Raw genomic sequence first — 20,351 nt, forward strand, 5'->3', positions numbered from 1 at the left:
CGCGATACTATGGCGCTTCCTGCATACCATTGTCGTGCGGGGGTGTTTATTCTGACTGCTGTCGTCAATAAGGTGATGATTATGGCCGGTGACGGCATAAAAAATTGCCGGTACTACAAAAAAACAAGTTGACTGTTTCAATAATCCAACCACCGGGTAATTTATAAAAATAACGTTTACCGGATTGCTGAAATCAGAAAAGGTAAAAGTGGTTACCAGTTTGAAGCTGATCGCCGGGAAGGCCCCCTCCAGAAATTATCAGTTGGAGTCGCAGTATCAGTGCAACATTTAAGGAACATTTCATTTACGCTGGCAGGAATTAAAACGGGTATTACAAATAATTTTATCATAGAGCGATGGATCTGTGTTTTGCAGCGCTGATTCCGTTTTATCGATAGCGCCTGACTGTTACCCGCAGATAAATAAATTAAATGTGAATTTATGCTTAACTTTAAAGTACTACAATTGAACAGGCTACATAAGTTATATTACAGTGCAGTCTTTTTGCATGGCTGAAAATTGTCAATTTTATGAAACCCTTGTCATCACGCAATCAACAGCTTCGGCTAATCAGGTTCCTGCTTTTTCTTGCCATTGCTACCATTGTTGTTTTTATACTGCCGGGATTTGAAAAAAAAGGTTACTGGTTAAACAACGTGTTGCCATTAGCGGCATTTTTACTGCTGCTGGCAGCTATCTTTTTTATTAATAAAGCAATACGGCATTTTTCAACCTCATTGCCTAATAACGATAATACAACCGATGAGCTGCCGCTTGAAGGAAAAGCCAATGTACCAGCACCGGACCTTGTGGAAAAACGATTCCAGGCACTGATACAAAATAGCCAGGGCATCACTGCGCTGATTGATAAAAATTTCAATTTCCTTTTCCGCAGTTCGTCTGCCGCCCGCATTACTGGCTGGACGAATGAAGACATTGCCAGTATTCCAAAGCAGTACGTACATCCCGAAGATTGGGAGCCCCTGAAAAAAATGATTACAAATTCAATCGCCCATCAAGGCGAGGTACTGCCGGTTGTAACCAGGTTGAAACATAAGGAAGGCCACTATATCTGGCTGGAAGGGACCGTGAAAAATATGTTGAATGATCCGCATGTGGGTGGAATTGTAATCAATTTGCATGATGCTACCAGGCAAAAAGAATCAGAAGAAAAAATCATCAAAGCAAATCGCCTATACCTTTTTATAAGCCAGGTTAACCAGGTAATTGTAAAATTATCTGACGAAGCAAGTCTTTTTAATGAAGTATGCCGGATTGCAGTTGATATCGGGCAATTTAAAATGGCATGGATAGGTTTAACAGATGAAGCCAGCCAATACCTTGTACCAGCAGTATATGCAGGCAATGGAAAAGATTATCTTGCTAATCTGTCTATTCCTGCCACCGCAAATGGCTCGCAATCTCATGGACCAACAGGTACTGCTATCAGGCAGGGCATGCACGTTGTTTGCAACGATATACAAACTGCACCTGAAATGGCACCCTGGCGAATTTCGGCCCTTGACCATGGGTACTTATCTTCTATCGCTTTACCAATAAAAAAATCAGGCAAGGTCATTGGTGCTTTTTCTTTATATGCTGCTGTAAAAAATTTTTTTAGTAAAGAAGAAATTGATTTACTGCTGGAAGTAACAGAAGACATCTCATTCGGACTGGAAATTTTTGAAAGAGAAAAATTACGTACCGAAGCGGAAGCAATGGTATTAAAAAGTAAACAGCAATACACGATGCTTACTGAAATTTCTCCTGTCGGCATTTTTCATACAGATGAATCGGGTAACACTACTTTCGTTAATCCCAGGTGGTGCCAGATTGCAGGTTTGCCTGCTGAACAAGCATTGGGAAATGGCTGGCTGCAGGCTGTTCATGAACACGATAGGACTAACGTGCTGGCCAATTGGCAGGAAGCTACAAAAAATCACCAGCCTTCTTCAATGGAATACCGTTTTGTGCATAACGATACCTCTGTCAGGTGGGTGTTGGGACAAGCCTCCCCGGAAAAAGATGCTACCGGTGAAACCATTGGATATGTTGGTACGGCAACCGATATTACTGCTTTGAAAAATGCGGAGAATGCCATTGCAAAAGAAAAAGAATTATCCGATTCCATCATCAATAGCCTGCCGAGCATTTTTTTTCTTTACAATAAAGCAGGTAAATTTTTACGTTGGAGCAAGAACATGGAAAATGTAACGAAGTATACACCTCAAGAAATTGCCCGGATGCACCCGCTGGATTTTTATGATGACAGCGATAAACCAATGATTGCTGAAAAAATAGCCAACACGCTGCAAACTGGAGCAGATGCAGTACAGGCTGATCTTCTTTTAAAAACAGGTGAAAAAATCCCCTATTATTTCACCGCCAAAACGGTTGAATATGAAGGCGACGTGTGCCTGGCTGGTGTAGCGATAGATTTTACAGAACGTACAAAAGTTCAGGAAGAAATTAAACTAACAACAGAAAAATTGCGGCGCTTAACAGATCACCTGCAAAACATACGCGAAGAAGAAAGGAAAAAGATTGGCCGCGAAATACATGATGAACTGGGTCAGCAATTAACGGCCATTAATATGGACGTTGCCTGGATTGATAAAAAAATTCCGGAAGAAAATGTACTGGTAAAAATGAAATTAAAAAACATTATCCAGTTATTGAATGGCAGCAACCAGGCAGTAAGAAGAATACTGACTGAACTGCGGCCATTGATGCTGGATGATTATGGCCTTACGGATGCCATCGCCAAACTGGCGAAACAATTTACAGACACAACAGGCATTCCGGTGCACTTGCTGGATGAAGCCGGGGAAATAAATGTAACCGAGCAGGTTGCCAATTGCATTTTTAGAGCTTGCCAGGAAAGTTTTACCAATATTACCCGTTATGCACAAGCCAATAATGTGATGATGCGGCTAAGTACTACGCACAATACCGTTCATGTATCAATAACAGATGACGGCATTGGTTTTGATATTGCGTCCATCCAGTATGGAAAATCATTTGGTATTTTAGGAATGAAAGAACGGGTAATTTCCCAGGGTGGTATCTTTGACATTACAAGTACGGCAGGCAAAGGAACAAAAATTGCCTTCAGCTTACCGTTAAAAAATAAATCAGTAGGATGAGACGCATTATTATTGCAGATGATCACAGCTTTGTTCGTTTGGGAATTATACAGATACTGAAAGATGAATACCCTGGCGTTGAAATAACAGAGGTGGAAGACGGGGAATCGCTGGTGAATGCGGTAATGAAAAACGATTTTGACCTCGTGATATCCGACCTGGATATGCCGGGCAGAAGCGGTCTGGAAGCATTGGAACAAATTAAACAGATTAAGCCCGGGTTGCCGGTATTGATACTTAGCATTTTTACTGAGGAGCTGTATGCTATAAGGGTATTAAAGGCAGGCGCAGCCGGTTTTTTGAATAAAAACGCTGCACCGTATGAATTAATAAAAGCCATTGAGCGGATCGGCCGGGGTAAAAAGCATATAACACCGGAAATAGCCGAGAAATTATTAAACAGCCATGGAGTTAACAAGGAGCCGCATGAGTTGTTAAGTAACCGCGAATTTGAAATATTTAAATTACTTGCCAACGGAAAAACACTAACCCAGGTTGCAGCCCTGCTTTCGCTGGCGCTTACAACGGTAAGTACCCACAGGGGAAAAATAATGGATAAATTAAAATTATCTACCAACTCCGATCTTACCCGTTATGCCATCACCCACCACATCATTACAGATATTTAAAACTTATTCTGGCATTTGCACGTCCATAGCTGCACGGCACTGAATAGTATAACTACTATGCCCAACACCCTGTTTTATACTATGCTATAAAAGCAACGCCTACTATCAAAAGCAGTTTTTTTATGTGGGTACTTTGCAATTACCAAATTGCGGCTCATGAAGGTGCTAATTGTTGACAGCTCAATTGATATTATCGAACGGCTGGAAGAAATGCTTTCGGAAACAACAATTGCCAGTACGGTATATACTGCAATTACATACGACGAAGCTATTCACCTTTATATCACGCATCAGCCAGATGCAGTTTTTCTGGACGAAGGGTTACCCGGTAATCATTCTATCCAGCTACTGGCAGCTTTTAAACAATTGAAAAAAGATACTACGGTGATTATGATATCGATTATAGAGGATGCTGATAAAGAGGAGAAATGCCGTTTGCTGGGTGCTGATTTTTTTTGCGACCTGTACCATCATTACCAGGAAATACCGCAAATAATGTACAGCATCGTGGACAGCAGATTAAAACGGCCCTATTAAATTAATTACCACCATGAAAAGCCAGCTATACAAAAGGCATCAACTGTTAAAAACATTGCCGGGTTATTTACTCAGCCAAAGTTTACGGTTGGTGCATTTTTTTAATCTTTTTTTTATGCGGCGGTGGTATACTGTAAAGTTAGCCGGATAAATAAATGGTGCACTACAAGCCTGCAGTTTGAACCCCACAGTTGTTGCTGGAGGTTTGTTGTAGTTGGAACCGATGCTCCTCATGCCACCAAAGGAATTTTGTATTAAGTAAAGAAAAAGCAGCTTATGAAACCATTTCATATTTTACTGGTGGAAGACAATGAAGGTGACATCCTGATTGCAACAGAAGCAATTGAACAGATGGGGCGGGTAAATAAAATCAGCATTACCAGGGACGGGGATGAAGCGATTAAATTTTTAGCAATCATATTGGATGCTGCAATTAAAAATTTACCAGATATTATATTACTGGATATTAACTTGCCAAAAAAGAACGGTTATGAAGTGTTGGAATTTATTAAAAGAAACGAGCACTTAAAACATATCCCGGTTATTGTGCTCAGTACCTCCTCTAATCCAAAGGATGTTCGCAGAGCCTATAACCAACATGCCAATTGTTTTATCACCAAGCCGGATGAGATAAGCGACTACTTTAAGATAATGCATGCCATTGAAAATTTTTGGCTTAGCATGGTTAAACTAACGGTAGGTTAACTGGCAGCGGTGTTTGCTGTGAGTTGGCTACCTGTGCACACCGTTACACTTCAAGTGTATAAAGCGATGCAAAAGTGTTTGTAATTTTTTTAGACCAGCTTTAAACGGCTGTTACTCTTTTTTAAAACCGATTGCATTATCCAAAATGGCCATCAGCGGTGTTTTAAGCCTGATAACACTTGCTTACCTCTAAAACCCTTGCTGATGCCTTTTGGTAGTGTATGACAATTTCCCTCTTTCTACCCCTCCTGATTTTACCGTCCGTCATATCTTGTTTTAGATAATGAACTCCGTATATTTAGCATTCAAAAAACAAACCTGTAATGATGACCCAATACACTAAGCTAATGTGCGGCCTTGTCAGCTGTGCAACACTGCTGCTAGCCTGCGAAACAAAAAAACAATCAGATGCCGTTCACCAAACCGCCCTGCCCATTATTGGTACCTGGCAACTGATCTCCGGCACCACAATTGAAAAAGGCGATACTACGGTTACCTGGTATACCAAAAATGTATCCTTCATTAAAATCATCAACGATACTCACTTTGCTTTTTTAAAACACGATCTTACCAAAGGCAAAGACTCAACGGCTTCTTTTGGTGCAGGAGGCGGCTACTATTCGCTTAAAGACAGCACTTATACCGAGCACCTGGAATATTGCAGCGACCGGGAGTGGGAAGGCAATGATTTCCCTTTTACCATTACCATACAAAATGACACCCTCGTTCAGCAAGGTGTTGAAAAGGTGGAAGGTGCCGGCATTAACCGCCTCAATATAGAGCGGTATGTAAGGTTAAAAAAGTAACCGCAGGTATGGTTCATCTTTAAGTCGTTAACCATCTTAGTTCAGTTTATACAAATTGTCAGCACCAACAACCTGCGTATGAAAAAATTAGCCACCACTATCTTTAGCCTGTTCTTTTTTTTCATCATCACAACCGCGCAAACAGGCCCGCGGGTGTTGGTTGTAAATGCACATCCGGATGATGAAACAAGTTTCCCTATCATACTTTACAAAATAACCCATGAGCTAAAAGGCACAGTGGACCTTGCTCTAATTACAGATGGACAGGGCGGTTTTAACGGATCAGAACTGGGTTCAGTATATTACAAACTCAACCTCACCGACTCCACAGTCGGCCGTGCCGAGCTTCCCCGCATCCGGAAAAAAGAGATGATGGAAGCAGGCGATATAATGGGCTTTCGCAACTATTATTTTTTCGATCAGCGGGATGATTATTATAATTTAAACCCCGTACCGTATGTTAGCGGGCAAAACTGGGATGTGCCTTTTATTGAAAAAAAGCTGGACCAGATTCTTGCCGCACAACCTTATGATTTTATAATTACCATGCTGCCATATGCAGGGCAACACGGTCATCATAAAACGGCCGCCATCATGGCATTAAGAGCATTAAAAAGATACAAGGGCAATCACAGGCCAGTGATACTTGCAGGCAGCACCTACCTGGATGAAAAGCCGGAAGATTTTACAATGCTGGAAGGTTTTCCGGAAACCATCATGAAGAAAAATGCGCCCTCATTTTACCTGGATGTAGCCACTCATTTCGGCAAGGGCAAACAGGTATCTTATAAAGTGATTGCCCAATGGGTAATTGCCGCCTACAAGTCGCAGGGCGATATGCAGGAAAATCCGCTGTACAAGGGCGATAAAGAAACCTTCCGGCTTTTTGATATCAATGATGATACTGCCATACCAAAAACGAAGCAGCTTTTTGACCAGTTAACAAAAAGCGGTTTCTCTTCAAATCAATAAAAATATTTGTCCAGGCGAAGAAGTCATGGGGAACATGCTTGCGATTTGTCCGCCGCGGCAGATCACCTGCTTATACATTTCTTCCTTGTTGTGCGCTCTTACATTGAAGGCTGCCCCTGATTTCAACGGCAAACAATAATTTTTTTAAAACAAAATAAAGCATCGCTTCCCGGTAAAAAATCACCGCACGGTTCGCTTGCATTCGCAATATTTTATAGTTAACTTAAGTGTCTAAAAACAAACGATCATGGCACTTAACGCATACTTAAAATTAACGGGTCAAAAGCAAGGTGAAATAAAAGGAAGTGTAACACAAAAAGGCCGGGAAGGAAAAATAATGGTAATTGCTGTAACGCACGAAGTATTTTCGCCCAGGGACCCGTCCAGCGGCTTACCTACGGGTAAAAGACAACACCGGCCCTTCATCATTACAAAAGAATTAGATAAAAGCACTCCACTGCTTTTTAATGCTTTGGTGAACAATGAAAACATCACCAGTTGGGAGCTGCAGTTTTTTACACCACATATACAGGCTGGAACCGGCGCTGCGGGCATGGAGGTAAACCACTATACAGTGCGCTTAACCAATGCCAACATCATGGATATAAAAAGTGTGATGCTCAACAATAAAAATTTCGAGCTGGCCAAATTTGCCGAATACGAAGAAGTGGCATTTACTTACCAAAAGATACAATGGACCTGGGTAAACGGTAATATTGTTGCCGAAGATTCCTGGACCGAAACTACTTAAATTGTTAGTGCCGACAGACAGTCCCAGATCCACCTGCATGTAATAACACAGCATGTACAAACCTAACTTGCAACTGTATATTTAAGAAAATCCTGTTAGTATCGTATGATGCAATACCCGGTAACAGGGTTATCCTGATTGCGTATATGCGTTTCCTGTAGTGCGCCCTGGTGGCAGTAAAAGACATGTGCTGGTTGCAAATATTGCCGCTAAATAAATCTTCCAATAATAAATTTCGAATATCAAATCTGGCAACCATATTTGTGCCGTATCCCCGATCATTTTACATACATAACGGTAATGCATATACGCTGTTTATTGGATCATTCACGAAAACCTGATCTTCGATTGACTAAGCGGTTGGCTATGTTGCGGGTAAACATAAAATTGTATCTTCCCTATATCTAATAAAAACGCCCGCCCATGCCGGATCAACTACCAAAGGAAAATAAATTAGGATTATGGACCAGCACTTCGCTGGTTGTTGGCAATATGATTGGTGCCGGTGTTTTTTTAATGCCTGCCACGCTTGCATCCTATGGCAGCATCAGTTTAGTTGGATGGGTGTTTGCAACTGCCGGCGCTTTTTTACTCGCAAAAGTGTTCAGTAATTTAAGTAAACTGATGCCACTGGCAGATGGCGGTCCCTATGCGTATTCCCGCGAAGGCCTGGGCGATTTTGCCGGCTTCCTGGTTGCATGGGGTTACTGGATTTCCATCTGGTGCACCAATGCTGCCATCGCAGTTTCACTGGTAAGTGCGCTAAGTACTTTTTTTCCAATGCTGGCTACCAATTCACTTGCAGCCATTGCAACAGGATTAGGTACTATCTGGTTGCTCACCTGGGTCAATTCATTGGGCATTGTCGCTTCCGGCGTGGTACAACTCGTTACAACCGTGCTTAAAATAATTCCCCTGTTGGCAGTGGCCATTGGTGGTTTATTTTTTTTAAAGATCAGCTATTTTTTGCCTTTCAATACCAGCGGCACTTCCTCAATAGCAGCCATTACCGCTACTACAGCTTTTACGTTCTTTGCCTTCACAGGTCTTGAATGCGCTACCATTCCCTCGGGCAGTGTAGACAATCCTGAAAAAACAATTTCCCGTGCCACCATGCTGGGAACCGGTCTGGCGGCCATTATCTATATACTGAGCACAGTGAGTGTAATGGGTATGATTCCTGCCGATAAACTATCGCATTCCTTAACGCCGTTTGCAGATACTGCCGTTTTATTATGGGGCAGCAGCGCCCGCTATTGGGTCAGCGGCGGCGTGGCCATCGCTGCATTCGGTGCACTGAATGGGTGGATTTTGATACAGGGCCAAACGCCCTATGCCATTTCAAAAGACAAATTATTCCCGGCCATTTTTGGTAAGGTGAATAAAAAAGGTGTACCCATAGCCGGCATTGTAATCGGCAGCATACTCGTAAGTATATTGATGATTATGAATTACACCAAAGGACTGGCAGAACAATTTAAGTTCCTGCTCCTGCTTACAACCATCACCGTGCTGATATCCTATCTTTTTTCAACCGTAGCTTATGTGCTGATTAAATTACAAAGGAAATTAACTGCGGCGTCCGGCCATTGGCCCGCCGCCATCCTGCTCGCCTCATTGGCCTTTTTATTTTCATTGTGGGCCATAGGCGGCTCCGGCCAGGAACCTGTGTACTGGGGATTTATATTGCTGTTGGCAGGATTACCATTTTATGCAATGATACTTTGGAAGAAAAGAATGTAGTTATAAGTTATGGGTTGTAAGATATAAGTTGAAAGCTTGCGCCGTGTTTGCTCTATACAGCAAGCTTTTACTTTTGAATTTTTACTTCATTTTTTCTTTCAATTACATGCAAGCAGTTGCGCAAACCCCACCGATGCCCAGCTTTTTTTATTTTTGAATTTTTACTTTTGAATTTTAACTTCCGCTACTTCTTCGTATACTTCAGCGTCCTCGCATCTTTTATTACACCGTTAAAATTCATTCCAAACCCAAAATCATACACATGGCCGGCGGCATCTTTGTAGCATTGCATATCCAGCGGAACATCTTCTTTTTGCTTTTCTACCGTTTGCATATTGGCGGGCATTTGCATGGGCAATAATCCAGCTGGCACTGCTTTGCCGGTTAATATGTCCAATATCGCCTGGTCCTGCACACCAAAGTTGATTAAGATAGCGCTGGCATTTTTCTCGAACTCAGCAAACACCATCGGGTTGCTTACGTTTACGGAAACAATCACCGGCTTGCCTTTCATCTTTACGTAGGTGTCATTCACCATGGCCAGATCGGTGAAGTTGATGGCTTTAATATTTTTGTCTTTGTAACTGCGGTTGGTAAAGTTTTCAAACTGGTCACCACCTGCGAGGCTGACTGCCCTTGCATCAGTAGCCTTGTATTCACCATACTGCAAACTAATGGGCAGGTAACCATTTCCACCAGCTTTCACATCTTCGCTGTTATAACCATTACCACTGTTGGGGCTGGCAATAAACACCAAAGCATAATCCGCTTCTTCGGGGTTATCGATGGTATTGAAATACTTCTTTACAATGTTCATATTAACCGGATAGTCGAGCTTTTCCGGCGTTTCCATTCCCAAAAAATTTCGTCCGGCAGGCGTGAATTTTTTCGGCACATACACTGTTTTCTGTTTTTGTAATGGCAATACCTTGTTGCTGTTTTTCAGCAGCACCATCGACTTTAGCTGGGCATTATACCCTGCTTTCATAAAGGCGGCATTACCTACTGTATTTTTAGAAGCCTCCACATCCAGGTAAGGATTTTCAAATAAGCCGGTGTGAAAAATATTGGTTAGCAGGCGCACGGCAGATGCTTCAAAACGGGCACGCATAAATGCTTCGCCATGTTCTTTTACACCCATGTTGTATGCATCAATTACCGGTACTGCATCATTGTTGCCGCCGAACTGGTCTACACCCGCCATCAGAATTTTATAATGTCTTTGCGCAACAGATAATTTTTCTGTACCCCATGATTTACCGGTGATAAAAAGATCTACCGCCGCTTCATCACCTGTTACCAGCCAGTCAGTACAAACAACGCCATCATAATGGTATTTTTTACGCAGCAGATCGGTGATGATGTATGAATTGTAGTTGTTGGCAACATTATCGTGGTTCTTACTATCCTGGTTAACCGATATCGTGTAATAGGGCATTACAGCAGAAGCCTTCGCTGTTTTACCATTCAGCTTAAAAGCTCCTTCAGTAAACGGCGTAAAATGCTGGCTGAAATTATTGCCGGGATAAACCGCATATTTTCCGAAGCCATAGTGTGCATCTCTTCCCCCCTCGCCGCTGCCGCCGCCCGGCCAGTGTTTCACCATGGCGTTTACACTGTTGTATCCCCAGCCGCTATTGATTTCTTTATCTCCAAACGAAGTTTGAAATCCATCGATATAAGCACGGGCCATATCAGCTGCCAGTTTCGGATGTTCGCCAAACGTGCCGCTGAACCTGTTCCAGCGGGGCTCCGTTGCCATATCTACTTGCGGAGATAAAGCCGTCGCAATACCCATGGCCCTGTATTCCAGTGCTGCAATGTGTCCAAAATTTTTCACCACAGCAGGATCGAAAGTAGCAGCTAATCCGAGTGAACCGGGCCACATGGAAATAGCACCGCCGGCACCTGCGTTGAATTCTGCATTGGCAACCGTTCCATGCCTTGGGTCGGAACTGTTGTTGGCAGGAATACCCAGGCCAATGCCCTCCGTCAAGGCCTGTACGTTGTTGTTCCATTGCACAGCCACTTCCGGACTTTGTACCGATGTTACGAGCACATGCCGTACATTGTCTTTGGTTAAAAAATCTTTTTGCTGATCGGTTAAATCACTCGCAGCAGCGCCGCTTTCAGGAAACGGTTTACCGTTATAGGTGCCCGCAAAAACACCTTTCGCAGGGCTTGGAATTGGCTGGTGTCTGCTGTACAGCATCAGGCCTGCAATTTGTTCAATGGTCATCTGAGCTGCCAGGTCCTTGGCACGAAAAGCTACCGGCAAACGCCAGTCTTCGTATAGATCCAGCTTGCCGTTTTTATTGAGATCCTTAAACGCCAGGCCATTCACCGTAATTAATTTTACTCCTGAGGTAGTGGAATAACCCAGCGTTTGTCCTTTAGGGTTAGTAACGGTACTGATGGTACCATTTATTTTTTCGCTCCATTGCTGGGCTTGCAGGCGGGATGTTTGCAGCAAACAAATTGCGGCAAAGCAGATCGTTGATTTTTTCATGGCTATTGCGGGTGTTGGTAATGTTGTGCAATTATTAAAAAACGCTGTTAAATTACTACAATTTTCTACACCTTACTATTAAATGGTTGCGTGAGCATATACAAAATTCTTTTTGTTGACTGAGCTTGTTACCACCTCAGGATCACGCCTAATGGACGTTTAAGGATGCATTATAAATGAAGTTGGCTTTGCACGCAGGATTCACATCAGGCTAGTCGAAGACAAGTGTAAATAAAACAATGGATCAGTTTTCATATCCCCGTATACCAGGCCCATCCACTATCCCCCATATCCACAAATTCATCTGACACGACAATGCGTTGCAGGTACTTCACGCTCTTGTACCCAATCTGCCTTTCTACCCGAAGGCGAAGCGGCGCACCATGTGGCAGAGGCAAGCTGCTGCCATTCATCGCATAGGCTAAGATTGTTTGAGGATGCAATGCGTCCAGCATATCGATGCTCTCCATGTAGCCATCGTACGCATAAAAATTGACAAAGCGTGCGGTAGACAAAATACCGGCATGATGGAGTAACAGGGTTAGTGGCGCACCGGTCCATTCACCAATGGCAGACCAGCCTTCTTCACAATTGTGCCGCGTAATTTGCGTACGGGCAGGAAATTGTTGCAGATCAGCAAGCGAATACAATCCGGGCTTCGCAACCTTGCCTTCAACCGAAAGCCGCCAATCGGTGAATGTACTTGTATTCAACCGGCTGTATGCTTCACTGAACGTGGGCGTTGATTTATCTGCCGGATTGGTAGTTCCTGTCGCAGGGAACGAGGACAGTTCGTGATGGCCATATTCTTTGGCAAGTGATTGTCCCGGCAATAAGGAGCGTTGCGCAATATAAGTGAGCGCATCGCCCATGCGCAGCAGGTTACCATAAGTGGGCGGCAACTTTTTTGTACAGCCGGGCAGCAACAAACCGCCGAGCGAACCTAGCCCGGTGATAATGGCAGTACGCCTCGTAAGTAAGTGTTTTCTTTTCATGTTATTTTCCAAATGTCATGGCACTTATTTGTTGTTTAAATCCCGACCGGATGATCATCACCACATGTACCACTAAAAAAAGGATGAGTGACACCGATGCAAAGAAGTGAATGGTTCTGGCCGACTGACCACCGCCAAACATTGTTAAAAGGAACGGGTAAGATGCCGTGATAGCGGGCGACATGGCCAGGCCTGTCAGCACCATCAGCGGCAGCAAAATAAATATCACGGCCAGGTAAGTACATTTCTGCAACAGGCCATATTGTGGCCCCTTGCCTGCTGCAGGAATTTGCATGCGCACATGACTGACCATGTCACGCCAAAACTCCAGCCGTGTAAACTCGCCGGGTGCCGGTAAAAGAGCGCTTTTAAAATGACGGGTAAAAAATCCCGCAAGTAAATAGACCAGGCCAGTTACAATAAGGAACCAGGCCGACAAAAAATGAAGACTTCTCCCCCAGCCATTCTGATTAAAAATATCATACGTACGACTTGCACTTACCGGTGAACCTGCAACGTTGTAAAATGCTGTGCTCTTCTCCCAGCCTCCATGCTGATAATTTCTGCTGATGGGCAGCTCGAACAAGGCCGGTGTCAGATCGTTTCCCACTTCGCCCCAGTACAACCTTGGATGACTCATAAGAATTACATAACCCGTAAAAGCCAGCACCATAAAACTCAGCGTGATGATCCAGTGCGTACTTTTTACCCAGCGCCTGTGGCGCTTGACGGGTGGCAGTGAAGATTGGGAAGCGTGCATTACGTATGGATGAATGTTGAGTTTAATGACTTACTAAATATACATTTTTTTTGGAAATGTGTTTTCGCTCTATTGAGGCCAATTGCAAAGCATCATAATTAGCTATAGAGAATTACTACATTACCAGGTCAACCAAAAACAATTTTTACAGTATTCCTATTGATCTTTTCTCGCTGCTTTGATTATCCCTCAATCAAATTTTCCCTATCTTCAACTACCAATAGTAATTGTCCAGGTCATGCATGAAAACGAACAAAACCAATTAGACTCCTTTGTTGAAGAAATTGAGCTTATAAAAAGCACCCGCATCCTTCCCTGGTGGATCAGGGCTTTCAGCTGGCTGTTTTTATTAACCGGCGGCTCCGCAGTCATATTACTCGTTCTTAGCTTTTTTGGAGTGGAAATGACGCTCTCTTTATATGGCATGGTTGCCAATGGACCATTGTCACTCACCGGCCTTTTAATAAGCGTGTTATTCATATTAAAAGGCATCGTTGCATTCGGACTTATAACCAAAAAAGAGTGGGCTGATTTGCTTGCCATTGTTGATGCCGTGACAGGTATTTTAATCTGCATATATGTAATGATTGTACCATTGATTTTCTCAGGACGTGCAAGTTCCGGGCTTCGGCTGGAACTTGTTTTGCTGGTGCCTTACCTGCTTTATTTTGTAAGACAAAGAAAAAAATCGATCGATAAAATTTGACCACAATTATTGCTCTGCTATATTCCTGGCCAGTTGCTGTCGCGGCGGCGCTCTACTTATGCACACAATCCATTTTATCTGGGACTTCAGATTTCAATAATTAATTTCTGTTTTACAAAATAAAACCGCTTTGTAAATAAACCCCGAAGCCTTAACTTGAGGGTAGATTACCTCCCGCTCCACAGCTCATACAACAAACATTTATACATGAAAAAATGGATCGCATTTGCAGCAATGCTGTATACTGTTAACATTGCCATCGCACAGGAAATAGTGGATACAGCGATGATGCAAAAAATAAAAGCTGAAGAAAAAAACAACTCGCAGATTGTGATGATTGCCCACAACCTTACAGATGTAATTGGTCCTCGCTTAACCAATTCACCGGGCTACAACCGGGCGCTGGACTGGGTAACAGCCACCTGCAAAAAATGGGGACTGCAAAATGCCGGCCGCGAAGCCTGGGGCGAATTTGGAAAAGGCTGGAGCAATGAACAGGCAACCCTTGCCATGAAAGTGCCTTATTATGAAAATATCATCGCCTACCCTGTTCCCTGGTGTAAAAGCACCGGCAAGCCAATCAAAAGCGAATTGATCATGCTGGATGAATTGGATTCAGCCTCGATTGATAAAGCAGGCGCTTCTTTAAAAGGAAAAATCGTGATGATAAAACCAAGCACCAATAATATCCCCGATGCCTTCAAGCCGTATGCAACAAGGTATGCAGATACAGCGCTGAATAACCTGCCCGACGATTACATGATCACCCGGCAGCAATTGGAACAATATCTGCCCATGATTAAAAAAGATTATTACACCACCTTATACCTGGCAAAAAAAGGAGTTGCAGGTCTGGTACTCAGCAGCCGCGGAAACCGGGACGGAACTGTATTTGTGGATGGTGGTGCCGGCTATGCCAAAGGTTTCGAAGCTGCTTTACCTACCATGAAAATCAGCAGGGAAGATTATTTAAAAATGATGCGTTTATTGCAGGATCATAAAAAGGTAGAAGTAGAGATGAATGTACAGAATACTTTTTATGATAAGGACCTTACAGGTTACAATGTAGTGGCGGAAATCCCCGGTACTGATCCAACATTAAAAAGCGAAGTGGTCATGCTAGGCGGCCACCTGGATAGCTGGGCGGGCGGTACCGGTGCAACTGATAATGGCGCCGGTTGTATTGTAATGCTTGAAGCCATCCGCATTTTAAAAACATTAGGCATACAGCCCCGCCGCACTATCCGCATCGTTTTGTGGGGCGGCGAAGAACAGGGCTTGTTTGGGTCTTTCGGTTATGTAAAAAAACACTTCGGCGATCCGGCTACCATGCAGTTAAAACCAGAGCAGCAAAAAATCTCCGCCTACTTTAACTTAGACAATGGCTCCGGAAAAATCCGCGGTATTTATTTGCAAAACAATGAAGCCGTGAGGGAAATTTTCAAGGCCTGGCTGGCGCCTTTTGCAGAGATGGGTGCAACCGGTATCACGGCAAGTAATACCGGCAGCACTGATCATATTTCATTGGATGCGGTTGGCATACCGGCCTTTCAGTTTATACAGGATCCGCTGGAATACGAAACCCGTACGCACCACAGCAATATGGATACATACGATCACCTGAGCATTGAAGATCTTCAGCAAGCCGCAGCAGTTGTGGCTGCCTTTGTGTATAACACGGCCATGCGCAACGAAAAATTACCGCGTAAACCTTTGCCTAAAGCAGAAAAATTTGTTTTTGATTTTGATTTTCCTATCTAGCAGTTAAACAACAATGCCGAATAAAAATGATTTTTGGGCCAGGCCTTGGTACTGCTATTTGGCTTCAGTGGCGTCGCACTCTTTTACTCTATCACTTTACTGAACTTTTATCTAAGCGTAGATGCGAAGAAAATTTGTATTGCGGTAGAAGCGACTTCATTCAAATACAATTTTAAACTTTAAATGCATCGGTTTAAAATGTAAACGCTTTAAGACAATGCACTCAATGCAGACACATCCATTAAAATAAGCAATATGAAAAAGTTACTCCTACCCCTTTTGTTGCTTTTATTTGTATTGCCGCAAAACTATTTGCCCAGGATAAAGAAGACAAGCTGGATTTACCCGGCGATAACCTTAATTTATTTGCGGTATTAAAACTGTTCCAGGAGTCGGAAACGCTGGAAGGTTTTGAAAGAAAACTCAATGAAGAAAATAGCGAAATCAATAACCTTGATCTGAATGGCGATAACAAAACCGATTACATAAAAGTAATTGATAACACCGATGGCGATGTACATACCATCGTGCTGCAGGTAGATGTAAGCGCCACTGAAAAATAGGATGTAGCCGTATTTACAGTACAAAAAGATCCGGATGGAAAAGTGCAGGTACAATTGATAGGCAATGAAGAACTGTATGGTAAAGATTATATTATCGAGCCCAATGCAGACGATAATATTGCGGCAACAGAAACGCCTAATCCCGGTTATACAGGCAACACTGTTGTAGTTGACGAGCAACCAATCCCCGTACAAAAAACTACGACTGTTGTTATCGCCAGCTGGCCAATGGTACGCTATATTTATTTGCCGACGTACACCATCTGGCGCTCACCCTGGTATTGGAATTATTACCCATCTTACTGGCATCCATGGCGCCTATTATTCTGGCATGCCTACTGGGGCTATCACAGTAACTGGAATAACTGGTACTTTGGTTATTACCGCCGCTGGCCAGTGTGCCGCTATAAGCGCTGGAATGATTTTTATTTCAACCAGCGCAGGGTACATTCAGTAGTAGTATTTAATAACAGGCAAAACGGCGTTTACCGAAACACCTACGCCAAGCCAGAAACAAGGCAACAGGGGGTTGCATTATTTAACAAACGAAACCCCGGAGGCAACCGGCTGCCCACTCAGCCGGTTGATAAACCAAGACCCATCACAAGACCAGTTAACCCAACAAGGCCATCGATAGAACGTCCGGTTACAAAACCGGTACAACCTGGCACAAGACCTGTTACGAGACCTGTAACCAGACCGGTTACAAGACCAGTAACCAAGCCAACAAGGCCAGCCATACAACCAGCGCAACCAAGGCCAGCGCCACGGCCAGCCACGAACAAAAACAAAAGGAATGGAGAACGTCACTAAGCTTAACGGATGGTTAAAATAAAAAAAGCAAACCCTGGTGTGGTTTGCTTTTTTTTATTTACCGGCTGAGAAAACTCAGTACTTGTAGTAGTTTCGCTTCAGATCGTTTATTTCATTGTCCCGTTCTGCCTTCAGCTCATGTACCTTCGCCTTTCTTTCTTTTCTGGGCAGACTTTTATCATGCTTTACCGACCAGATTTTATCTGCATAATCGTTTTTTATGTCTTCTATCTGCATCGTCATTTTTGAAGGCCTGCTATAAGCATAATTAGGCGGATATAAACCATAAGGATAAAAACCACCGAGGCCAAGCCCATAATAGGGGTAGAAGCCTCCTGAAACAATCACCCGGGTGCGGGGCGGATAATAATGACCGCCACCGCGAATGTGCTGTGCAGAAACGGAACCCACCAGCAGTAACGAAACCACCATCACAATTAATGACTTTTTCATAAATACTCCTTTTTTTATTTACCATTATAGACGCAAAAAGGGGCTAAAAGTTGCAATCAAAAACAGCAAATAACTTTTCAATAACAAAGGGAATTTTAAATGCATCGACGTAAGAAGTGGCGGGCAAATTTTTTAAAAAAGCTTTAACAAAACAGGCAAGAAAATTCGCTGCTGAGGCGGGTATTATTAGGGTGAATACTGCCTCTTTCAATCAGCAAATGCTGCCAGCTAAAATAAATTTTTCTGTCAATTATTTACCTGGCAAGCAACCTGTTTAAACCTTCTTTTTCAAACAGGATACGCCCTAATTTTAAGTCGCTCCAACCTTCTTTTAATTTGTAGGTAAATGCGGGAATATTGTCGGCCAGGTTACATTCTATGTAACAGGTATTTATTTTGTTGGTTTTTATTTCTTCCATGTCTTTCAACTGGTGAAGATGGGTGGAAATAAAAAATAACGAATTGGGGAAATGCGTCAGGCCTTTAATGGTGGCTGTGCTTATTTCCAGCGCATCTTCAATATTGGTGCCCCTGAACAACTCATCAAAAACAGCAAAACATTTTGAGTCATTCTTCGCCTCCAAAAGCACATTTTTAAGTGTAATAATTTCTGACATAAAATGACTGTAACCACTTACAATGCTGTCGGTAAGATTGATGGCTACAGAAATGGTGCTGAAAAACGGCATCGCAGCTTTTGCAGCAGGTACCGCAAGGCCGGCATGAGCAAGGTAAACGCATATGCTTACCGCTTTTAACAGGGTAGATTTACCAGACATATTCGGGCCAGTTAACAATATCACATTGTGCCGGGCTGTAATATCGTTTTTCACCGGCTTTTTCAATACAGGATGATAAAATTCTGCAAGTGAAAATTGGGCATCGTCAAAAACAGGAAACACAAAACCGTGCGTGGTAATACCGGTGCTTACAGACAGGTAGGCTTCAAATAAAAACCATCTTTTCCAAAAAGCGGCAGCCTCCCCATTGCCAATTTTTTGGGTGATGATGAGCATTAGCTCCACCATATGTTTGGTGCCGAATTTATTTTTATTGAAGGCGGTTTCGTAGCGTTCCAAATCAAATGACGCAAAGAACTTCTTCAACTCTTCCAGTTCAGCTGCATAGGTCGCCGGAAAAACGCCTGTATCAATCTTTGATAAATAATCTGTATTGATGGCATAAAAAAGGCGGACAAGCAAAATCAGTTTGCCTCGTTTTTTCTCCCGTTCTTTATCAGAAAACATAAACTTTAACCGCATGTTGCGGGTGGATACGGAGCCAACAAAAATCGTCTCCAGGAATTCGTATATCTCTGCCAGGTTAAACCGGTAATAAGAATAATCACTCAGTATTTCGCGGTTGGCGATAAAGCCTTTCAATAATTCCTGCCGCCTGAAGATGGCTTCTTTTGAGCCCAGCGTTTTGGTAAGTATATCCTTTACCTCAGCGCCGGAATAACTATTGTAGGTAAAATCAAACAACGGTCTTATATCCTCTTCAATATGTAAATCCTGTGTGTTGATCATTTAATGATAACTTGGTTAAGGCAATCTTTGCTATGCCAATAAATAACAATGTAGGTAAAAATCATTAAAGCCTTTATACGCCCACATTATTAACTCATTAATTAGTCACTCTGAATATTTTTTCCATCAGCAGAAATAACGCCGGGTGCTTTTCGGCAAAAAGATCCGGCCGTTCAAAAAAATATTCGGCAGCTACTGCAAAAAATTCGGATTCATTCGTAATGCCATAAGGGTTGATATCTGAATCATTTGCTTTGATGCGGCTGATTTCGGCATGCATCAGTTGCAGCCAGGGCAGTACGTATTTTTTGTCCAGCAGCGAAGCGGGTATGCCATCAATATCGCCGTCCGTTTTATCAATCAGGTGCACAAATTCATGAATGGCCGTATTCTCTTTACCTGATGCGTTGCTGAATGCCTGGCGCAGTTGCTGTTGGGACAATATCATTACATGATTCATTGCTCCGTTGCCTACCATGCCAAGGATGTTTCGTCCGCCCCCAGCCTGCTTGTATTCATCATCAAACGAATCCGGGTACAGCAGTACCTCATGCAGGTTAAAATATTCCCAGTTGGCAAAATTAAAAACGGGGATGATGGCGCTGGCTGAAATATAGATCCGGTCAATATCTTCCACTGTAGCATTGACACCGGTAATTTTAACCTGCGCCAAAAACTGTAACATCCTTTGCTGAAATTGCTGTTGCTGCGGCGGTGAAAGCTGATTATAAAATGGAACCTGGTCTGTAAGCACCTGCTTGAAACCTGCAGGCGCTGCGACAGGAACGATGGCCTTCTTTTTTAGTAATTTAAATGCGGTAAATAAAATGATTGCGCCAAAAATAACAAGACTAACAGTTTGCATTGTGGGGTAAAATTAGTCATCTTTTTTTGCACTCAGGGATTAAGTGATCGCCGATTTTATTCTCTTAACAAAAATGAATGAAGGTGTTGCTGAATAATTTTAATCATA

The 20,351-nt window shown here is 42.9% G+C and carries 19 protein-coding genes; 11 read left to right on the forward strand and 8 right to left on the reverse strand.

Going from position 1 to position 20,351, the window contains the following annotated elements; all coding sequences use genetic code 11:
- The first annotated feature begins 530 nt into the window (after window positions 1-530).
- The 6 genes from QWZ08_RS10230 (at window position 531) to QWZ08_RS10255 (ending at window position 6,795) form a co-directional block, all read left to right on the forward strand.
- On the forward strand, window positions 531-3,146 hold the full coding sequence (locus tag QWZ08_RS10230; protein ID WP_290337308.1) for a PAS domain S-box protein: 2,616 nt from the start codon (window positions 531-533) through the stop codon (window positions 3,144-3,146).
- Entirely contained in the window at window positions 3,143-3,775 is a 633-nt protein-coding gene (locus tag QWZ08_RS10235; protein WP_290337309.1) for a response regulator, read from the forward strand. Before QWZ08_RS10230 ends, QWZ08_RS10235 begins: the two co-directional genes overlap by 4 nt.
- Before the next feature lie 156 nt (window positions 3,776-3,931).
- Window positions 3,932-4,312: a response regulator gene (locus tag QWZ08_RS10240; protein ID WP_290337310.1), complete on the forward strand. Its 381-nt coding sequence runs from the start codon at window positions 3,932-3,934 to the stop codon at window positions 4,310-4,312.
- Window positions 4,313-4,588: 276 nt separating this feature from the next.
- Window positions 4,589-5,017 (forward strand): response regulator, encoded by a 429-nt coding sequence (locus QWZ08_RS10245; protein ID WP_290337311.1) that lies wholly within the window; start codon window positions 4,589-4,591, stop codon window positions 5,015-5,017.
- 323 nt (window positions 5,018-5,340) lie between these two features.
- Window positions 5,341-5,823 (forward strand): DUF4488 domain-containing protein, encoded by a 483-nt coding sequence (locus QWZ08_RS10250; RefSeq protein ID WP_290337312.1) that lies wholly within the window; start codon window positions 5,341-5,343, stop codon window positions 5,821-5,823.
- 78 nt (window positions 5,824-5,901) lie between these two features.
- Window positions 5,902-6,795: a PIG-L family deacetylase gene (locus QWZ08_RS10255; RefSeq protein ID WP_290337313.1), complete on the forward strand. Its 894-nt coding sequence runs from the start codon at window positions 5,902-5,904 to the stop codon at window positions 6,793-6,795.
- Window positions 6,796-6,865: 70 nt separating this feature from the next.
- Here QWZ08_RS10255 and QWZ08_RS10260 read toward each other — a convergent pair whose 3' ends face one another.
- Window positions 6,866-6,997, reverse strand: coding sequence for a hypothetical protein (locus tag QWZ08_RS10260; protein ID WP_290337314.1), 132 nt, complete (start codon window positions 6,995-6,997; stop codon window positions 6,866-6,868).
- Window positions 6,998-7,042: 45 nt separating this feature from the next.
- On the opposite strand from QWZ08_RS10260, the gene QWZ08_RS10265 reads away from it, so the two are divergent.
- A complete protein-coding gene (locus QWZ08_RS10265; protein ID WP_290337315.1) occupies window positions 7,043-7,546 on the forward strand; it encodes an Hcp family type VI secretion system effector in 504 nt (167 codons plus the stop codon).
- Window positions 7,547-7,969: 423 nt separating this feature from the next.
- The gene (locus QWZ08_RS10270) at window positions 7,970-9,289 is read left to right on the forward strand and encodes an amino acid permease (RefSeq protein ID WP_290337316.1); all 1,320 of its coding nucleotides are present in this window, start codon (window positions 7,970-7,972) and stop codon (window positions 9,287-9,289) included.
- 184 nt (window positions 9,290-9,473) lie between these two features.
- Here the strand turns inward: QWZ08_RS10270 and QWZ08_RS10275 are convergent, their stop codons facing one another.
- The 3 genes from QWZ08_RS10275 to QWZ08_RS10285 form a co-directional block, all read right to left on the reverse strand.
- The gene (locus QWZ08_RS10275; RefSeq protein WP_290337317.1) at window positions 9,474-11,798 is read right to left on the reverse strand and encodes a glycoside hydrolase family 3 protein; all 2,325 of its coding nucleotides are present in this window, start codon (window positions 11,796-11,798) and stop codon (window positions 9,474-9,476) included.
- Between the two features lie 251 nt (window positions 11,799-12,049).
- Window positions 12,050-12,793: a molybdopterin-dependent oxidoreductase gene (locus QWZ08_RS10280; protein ID WP_290337318.1), complete on the reverse strand. Its 744-nt coding sequence runs from the start codon at window positions 12,791-12,793 to the stop codon at window positions 12,050-12,052.
- 1 nt (window position 12,794) lies between these two features.
- Window positions 12,795-13,553, reverse strand: coding sequence for a cytochrome b/b6 domain-containing protein (locus QWZ08_RS10285; protein WP_290337319.1), 759 nt, complete (start codon window positions 13,551-13,553; stop codon window positions 12,795-12,797).
- A 238-nt stretch (window positions 13,554-13,791) separates the two neighbouring features.
- Here QWZ08_RS10285 and QWZ08_RS10290 point away from each other — a divergent pair, with 238 nt between their 5' ends.
- Entirely contained in the window at window positions 13,792-14,259 is a 468-nt protein-coding gene (locus QWZ08_RS10290; RefSeq protein WP_290337320.1) for a hypothetical protein, read from the forward strand.
- 207 nt (window positions 14,260-14,466) lie between these two features.
- The gene (locus QWZ08_RS10295; RefSeq protein WP_290337321.1) at window positions 14,467-16,020 is read left to right on the forward strand and encodes a M20/M25/M40 family metallo-hydrolase; all 1,554 of its coding nucleotides are present in this window, start codon (window positions 14,467-14,469) and stop codon (window positions 16,018-16,020) included.
- A 374-nt stretch (window positions 16,021-16,394) separates the two neighbouring features.
- Here the strand turns inward: QWZ08_RS10295 and QWZ08_RS10300 are convergent, their stop codons facing one another.
- Window positions 16,395-16,607: a hypothetical protein gene (locus tag QWZ08_RS10300; protein WP_290337322.1), complete on the reverse strand. Its 213-nt coding sequence runs from the start codon at window positions 16,605-16,607 to the stop codon at window positions 16,395-16,397.
- A gap of 18 nt (window positions 16,608-16,625) precedes the next feature.
- Between QWZ08_RS10300 and QWZ08_RS10305 the strand changes: the two genes are divergently transcribed.
- The gene (locus QWZ08_RS10305) at window positions 16,626-17,396 is read left to right on the forward strand and encodes a hypothetical protein (RefSeq protein WP_290337323.1); all 771 of its coding nucleotides are present in this window, start codon (window positions 16,626-16,628) and stop codon (window positions 17,394-17,396) included.
- 75 nt (window positions 17,397-17,471) lie between these two features.
- Here the strand turns inward: QWZ08_RS10305 and QWZ08_RS10310 are convergent, their stop codons facing one another.
- The 3 genes from QWZ08_RS10310 to QWZ08_RS10320 form a co-directional block, all read right to left on the reverse strand.
- Window positions 17,472-17,849, reverse strand: coding sequence for a hypothetical protein (locus QWZ08_RS10310; protein ID WP_290337324.1), 378 nt, complete (start codon window positions 17,847-17,849; stop codon window positions 17,472-17,474).
- A gap of 254 nt (window positions 17,850-18,103) precedes the next feature.
- On the reverse strand, window positions 18,104-19,378 hold the full coding sequence (locus QWZ08_RS10315) for a MutS-related protein (RefSeq protein ID WP_290337325.1): 1,275 nt from the start codon (window positions 19,376-19,378) through the stop codon (window positions 18,104-18,106).
- A gap of 97 nt (window positions 19,379-19,475) precedes the next feature.
- A complete protein-coding gene (locus QWZ08_RS10320) occupies window positions 19,476-20,243 on the reverse strand; it encodes a M90 family metallopeptidase (protein WP_290337326.1) in 768 nt (255 codons plus the stop codon).
- Window positions 20,244-20,351: the final 108 nt, after the last annotated feature.

This window comes from Ferruginibacter paludis, from assembly GCF_030409685.1.
GTDB classification, from domain to species: domain Bacteria; phylum Bacteroidota; class Bacteroidia; order Chitinophagales; family Chitinophagaceae; genus Ferruginibacter; species Ferruginibacter paludis.

Bases quoted from the DNA above. Each gene is read 5' to 3' on its own strand.
- QWZ08_RS10230 (WP_290337308.1), top strand. From the start codon at position 531: ATGAAACCCTTGTCATCACGCAATCAACAGCTTCGGCTAATCAGGTTC.
- QWZ08_RS10235 (WP_290337309.1), top strand. From the start codon at position 3,143: ATGAGACGCATTATTATTGCAGATGATCACAGCTTTGTTCGTTTGGGA.
- QWZ08_RS10240 (WP_290337310.1), top strand. From the start codon at position 3,932: ATGAAGGTGCTAATTGTTGACAGCTCAATTGATATTATCGAACGGCTG.
- QWZ08_RS10245 (WP_290337311.1), top strand. From the start codon at position 4,589: ATGAAACCATTTCATATTTTACTGGTGGAAGACAATGAAGGTGACATC.
- QWZ08_RS10250 (WP_290337312.1), top strand. From the start codon at position 5,341: ATGATGACCCAATACACTAAGCTAATGTGCGGCCTTGTCAGCTGTGCA.
- QWZ08_RS10255 (WP_290337313.1), top strand. From the start codon at position 5,902: ATGAAAAAATTAGCCACCACTATCTTTAGCCTGTTCTTTTTTTTCATC.
- QWZ08_RS10260 (WP_290337314.1), bottom strand. From the start codon at position 6,997: ATGCAAGCGAACCGTGCGGTGATTTTTTACCGGGAAGCGATGCTTTAT.
- QWZ08_RS10265 (WP_290337315.1), top strand. From the start codon at position 7,043: ATGGCACTTAACGCATACTTAAAATTAACGGGTCAAAAGCAAGGTGAA.
- QWZ08_RS10270 (WP_290337316.1), top strand. From the start codon at position 7,970: ATGCCGGATCAACTACCAAAGGAAAATAAATTAGGATTATGGACCAGC.
- QWZ08_RS10275 (WP_290337317.1), bottom strand. From the start codon at position 11,798: ATGAAAAAATCAACGATCTGCTTTGCCGCAATTTGTTTGCTGCAAACA.
- QWZ08_RS10280 (WP_290337318.1), bottom strand. From the start codon at position 12,793: ATGAAAAGAAAACACTTACTTACGAGGCGTACTGCCATTATCACCGGG.
- QWZ08_RS10285 (WP_290337319.1), bottom strand. From the start codon at position 13,553: ATGCACGCTTCCCAATCTTCACTGCCACCCGTCAAGCGCCACAGGCGC.
- QWZ08_RS10290 (WP_290337320.1), top strand. From the start codon at position 13,792: ATGCATGAAAACGAACAAAACCAATTAGACTCCTTTGTTGAAGAAATT.
- QWZ08_RS10295 (WP_290337321.1), top strand. From the start codon at position 14,467: ATGAAAAAATGGATCGCATTTGCAGCAATGCTGTATACTGTTAACATT.
- QWZ08_RS10310 (WP_290337324.1), bottom strand. From the start codon at position 17,849: ATGAAAAAGTCATTAATTGTGATGGTGGTTTCGTTACTGCTGGTGGGT.
- QWZ08_RS10315 (WP_290337325.1), bottom strand. From the start codon at position 19,378: ATGATCAACACACAGGATTTACATATTGAAGAGGATATAAGACCGTTG.
- QWZ08_RS10320 (WP_290337326.1), bottom strand. From the start codon at position 20,243: ATGCAAACTGTTAGTCTTGTTATTTTTGGCGCAATCATTTTATTTACC.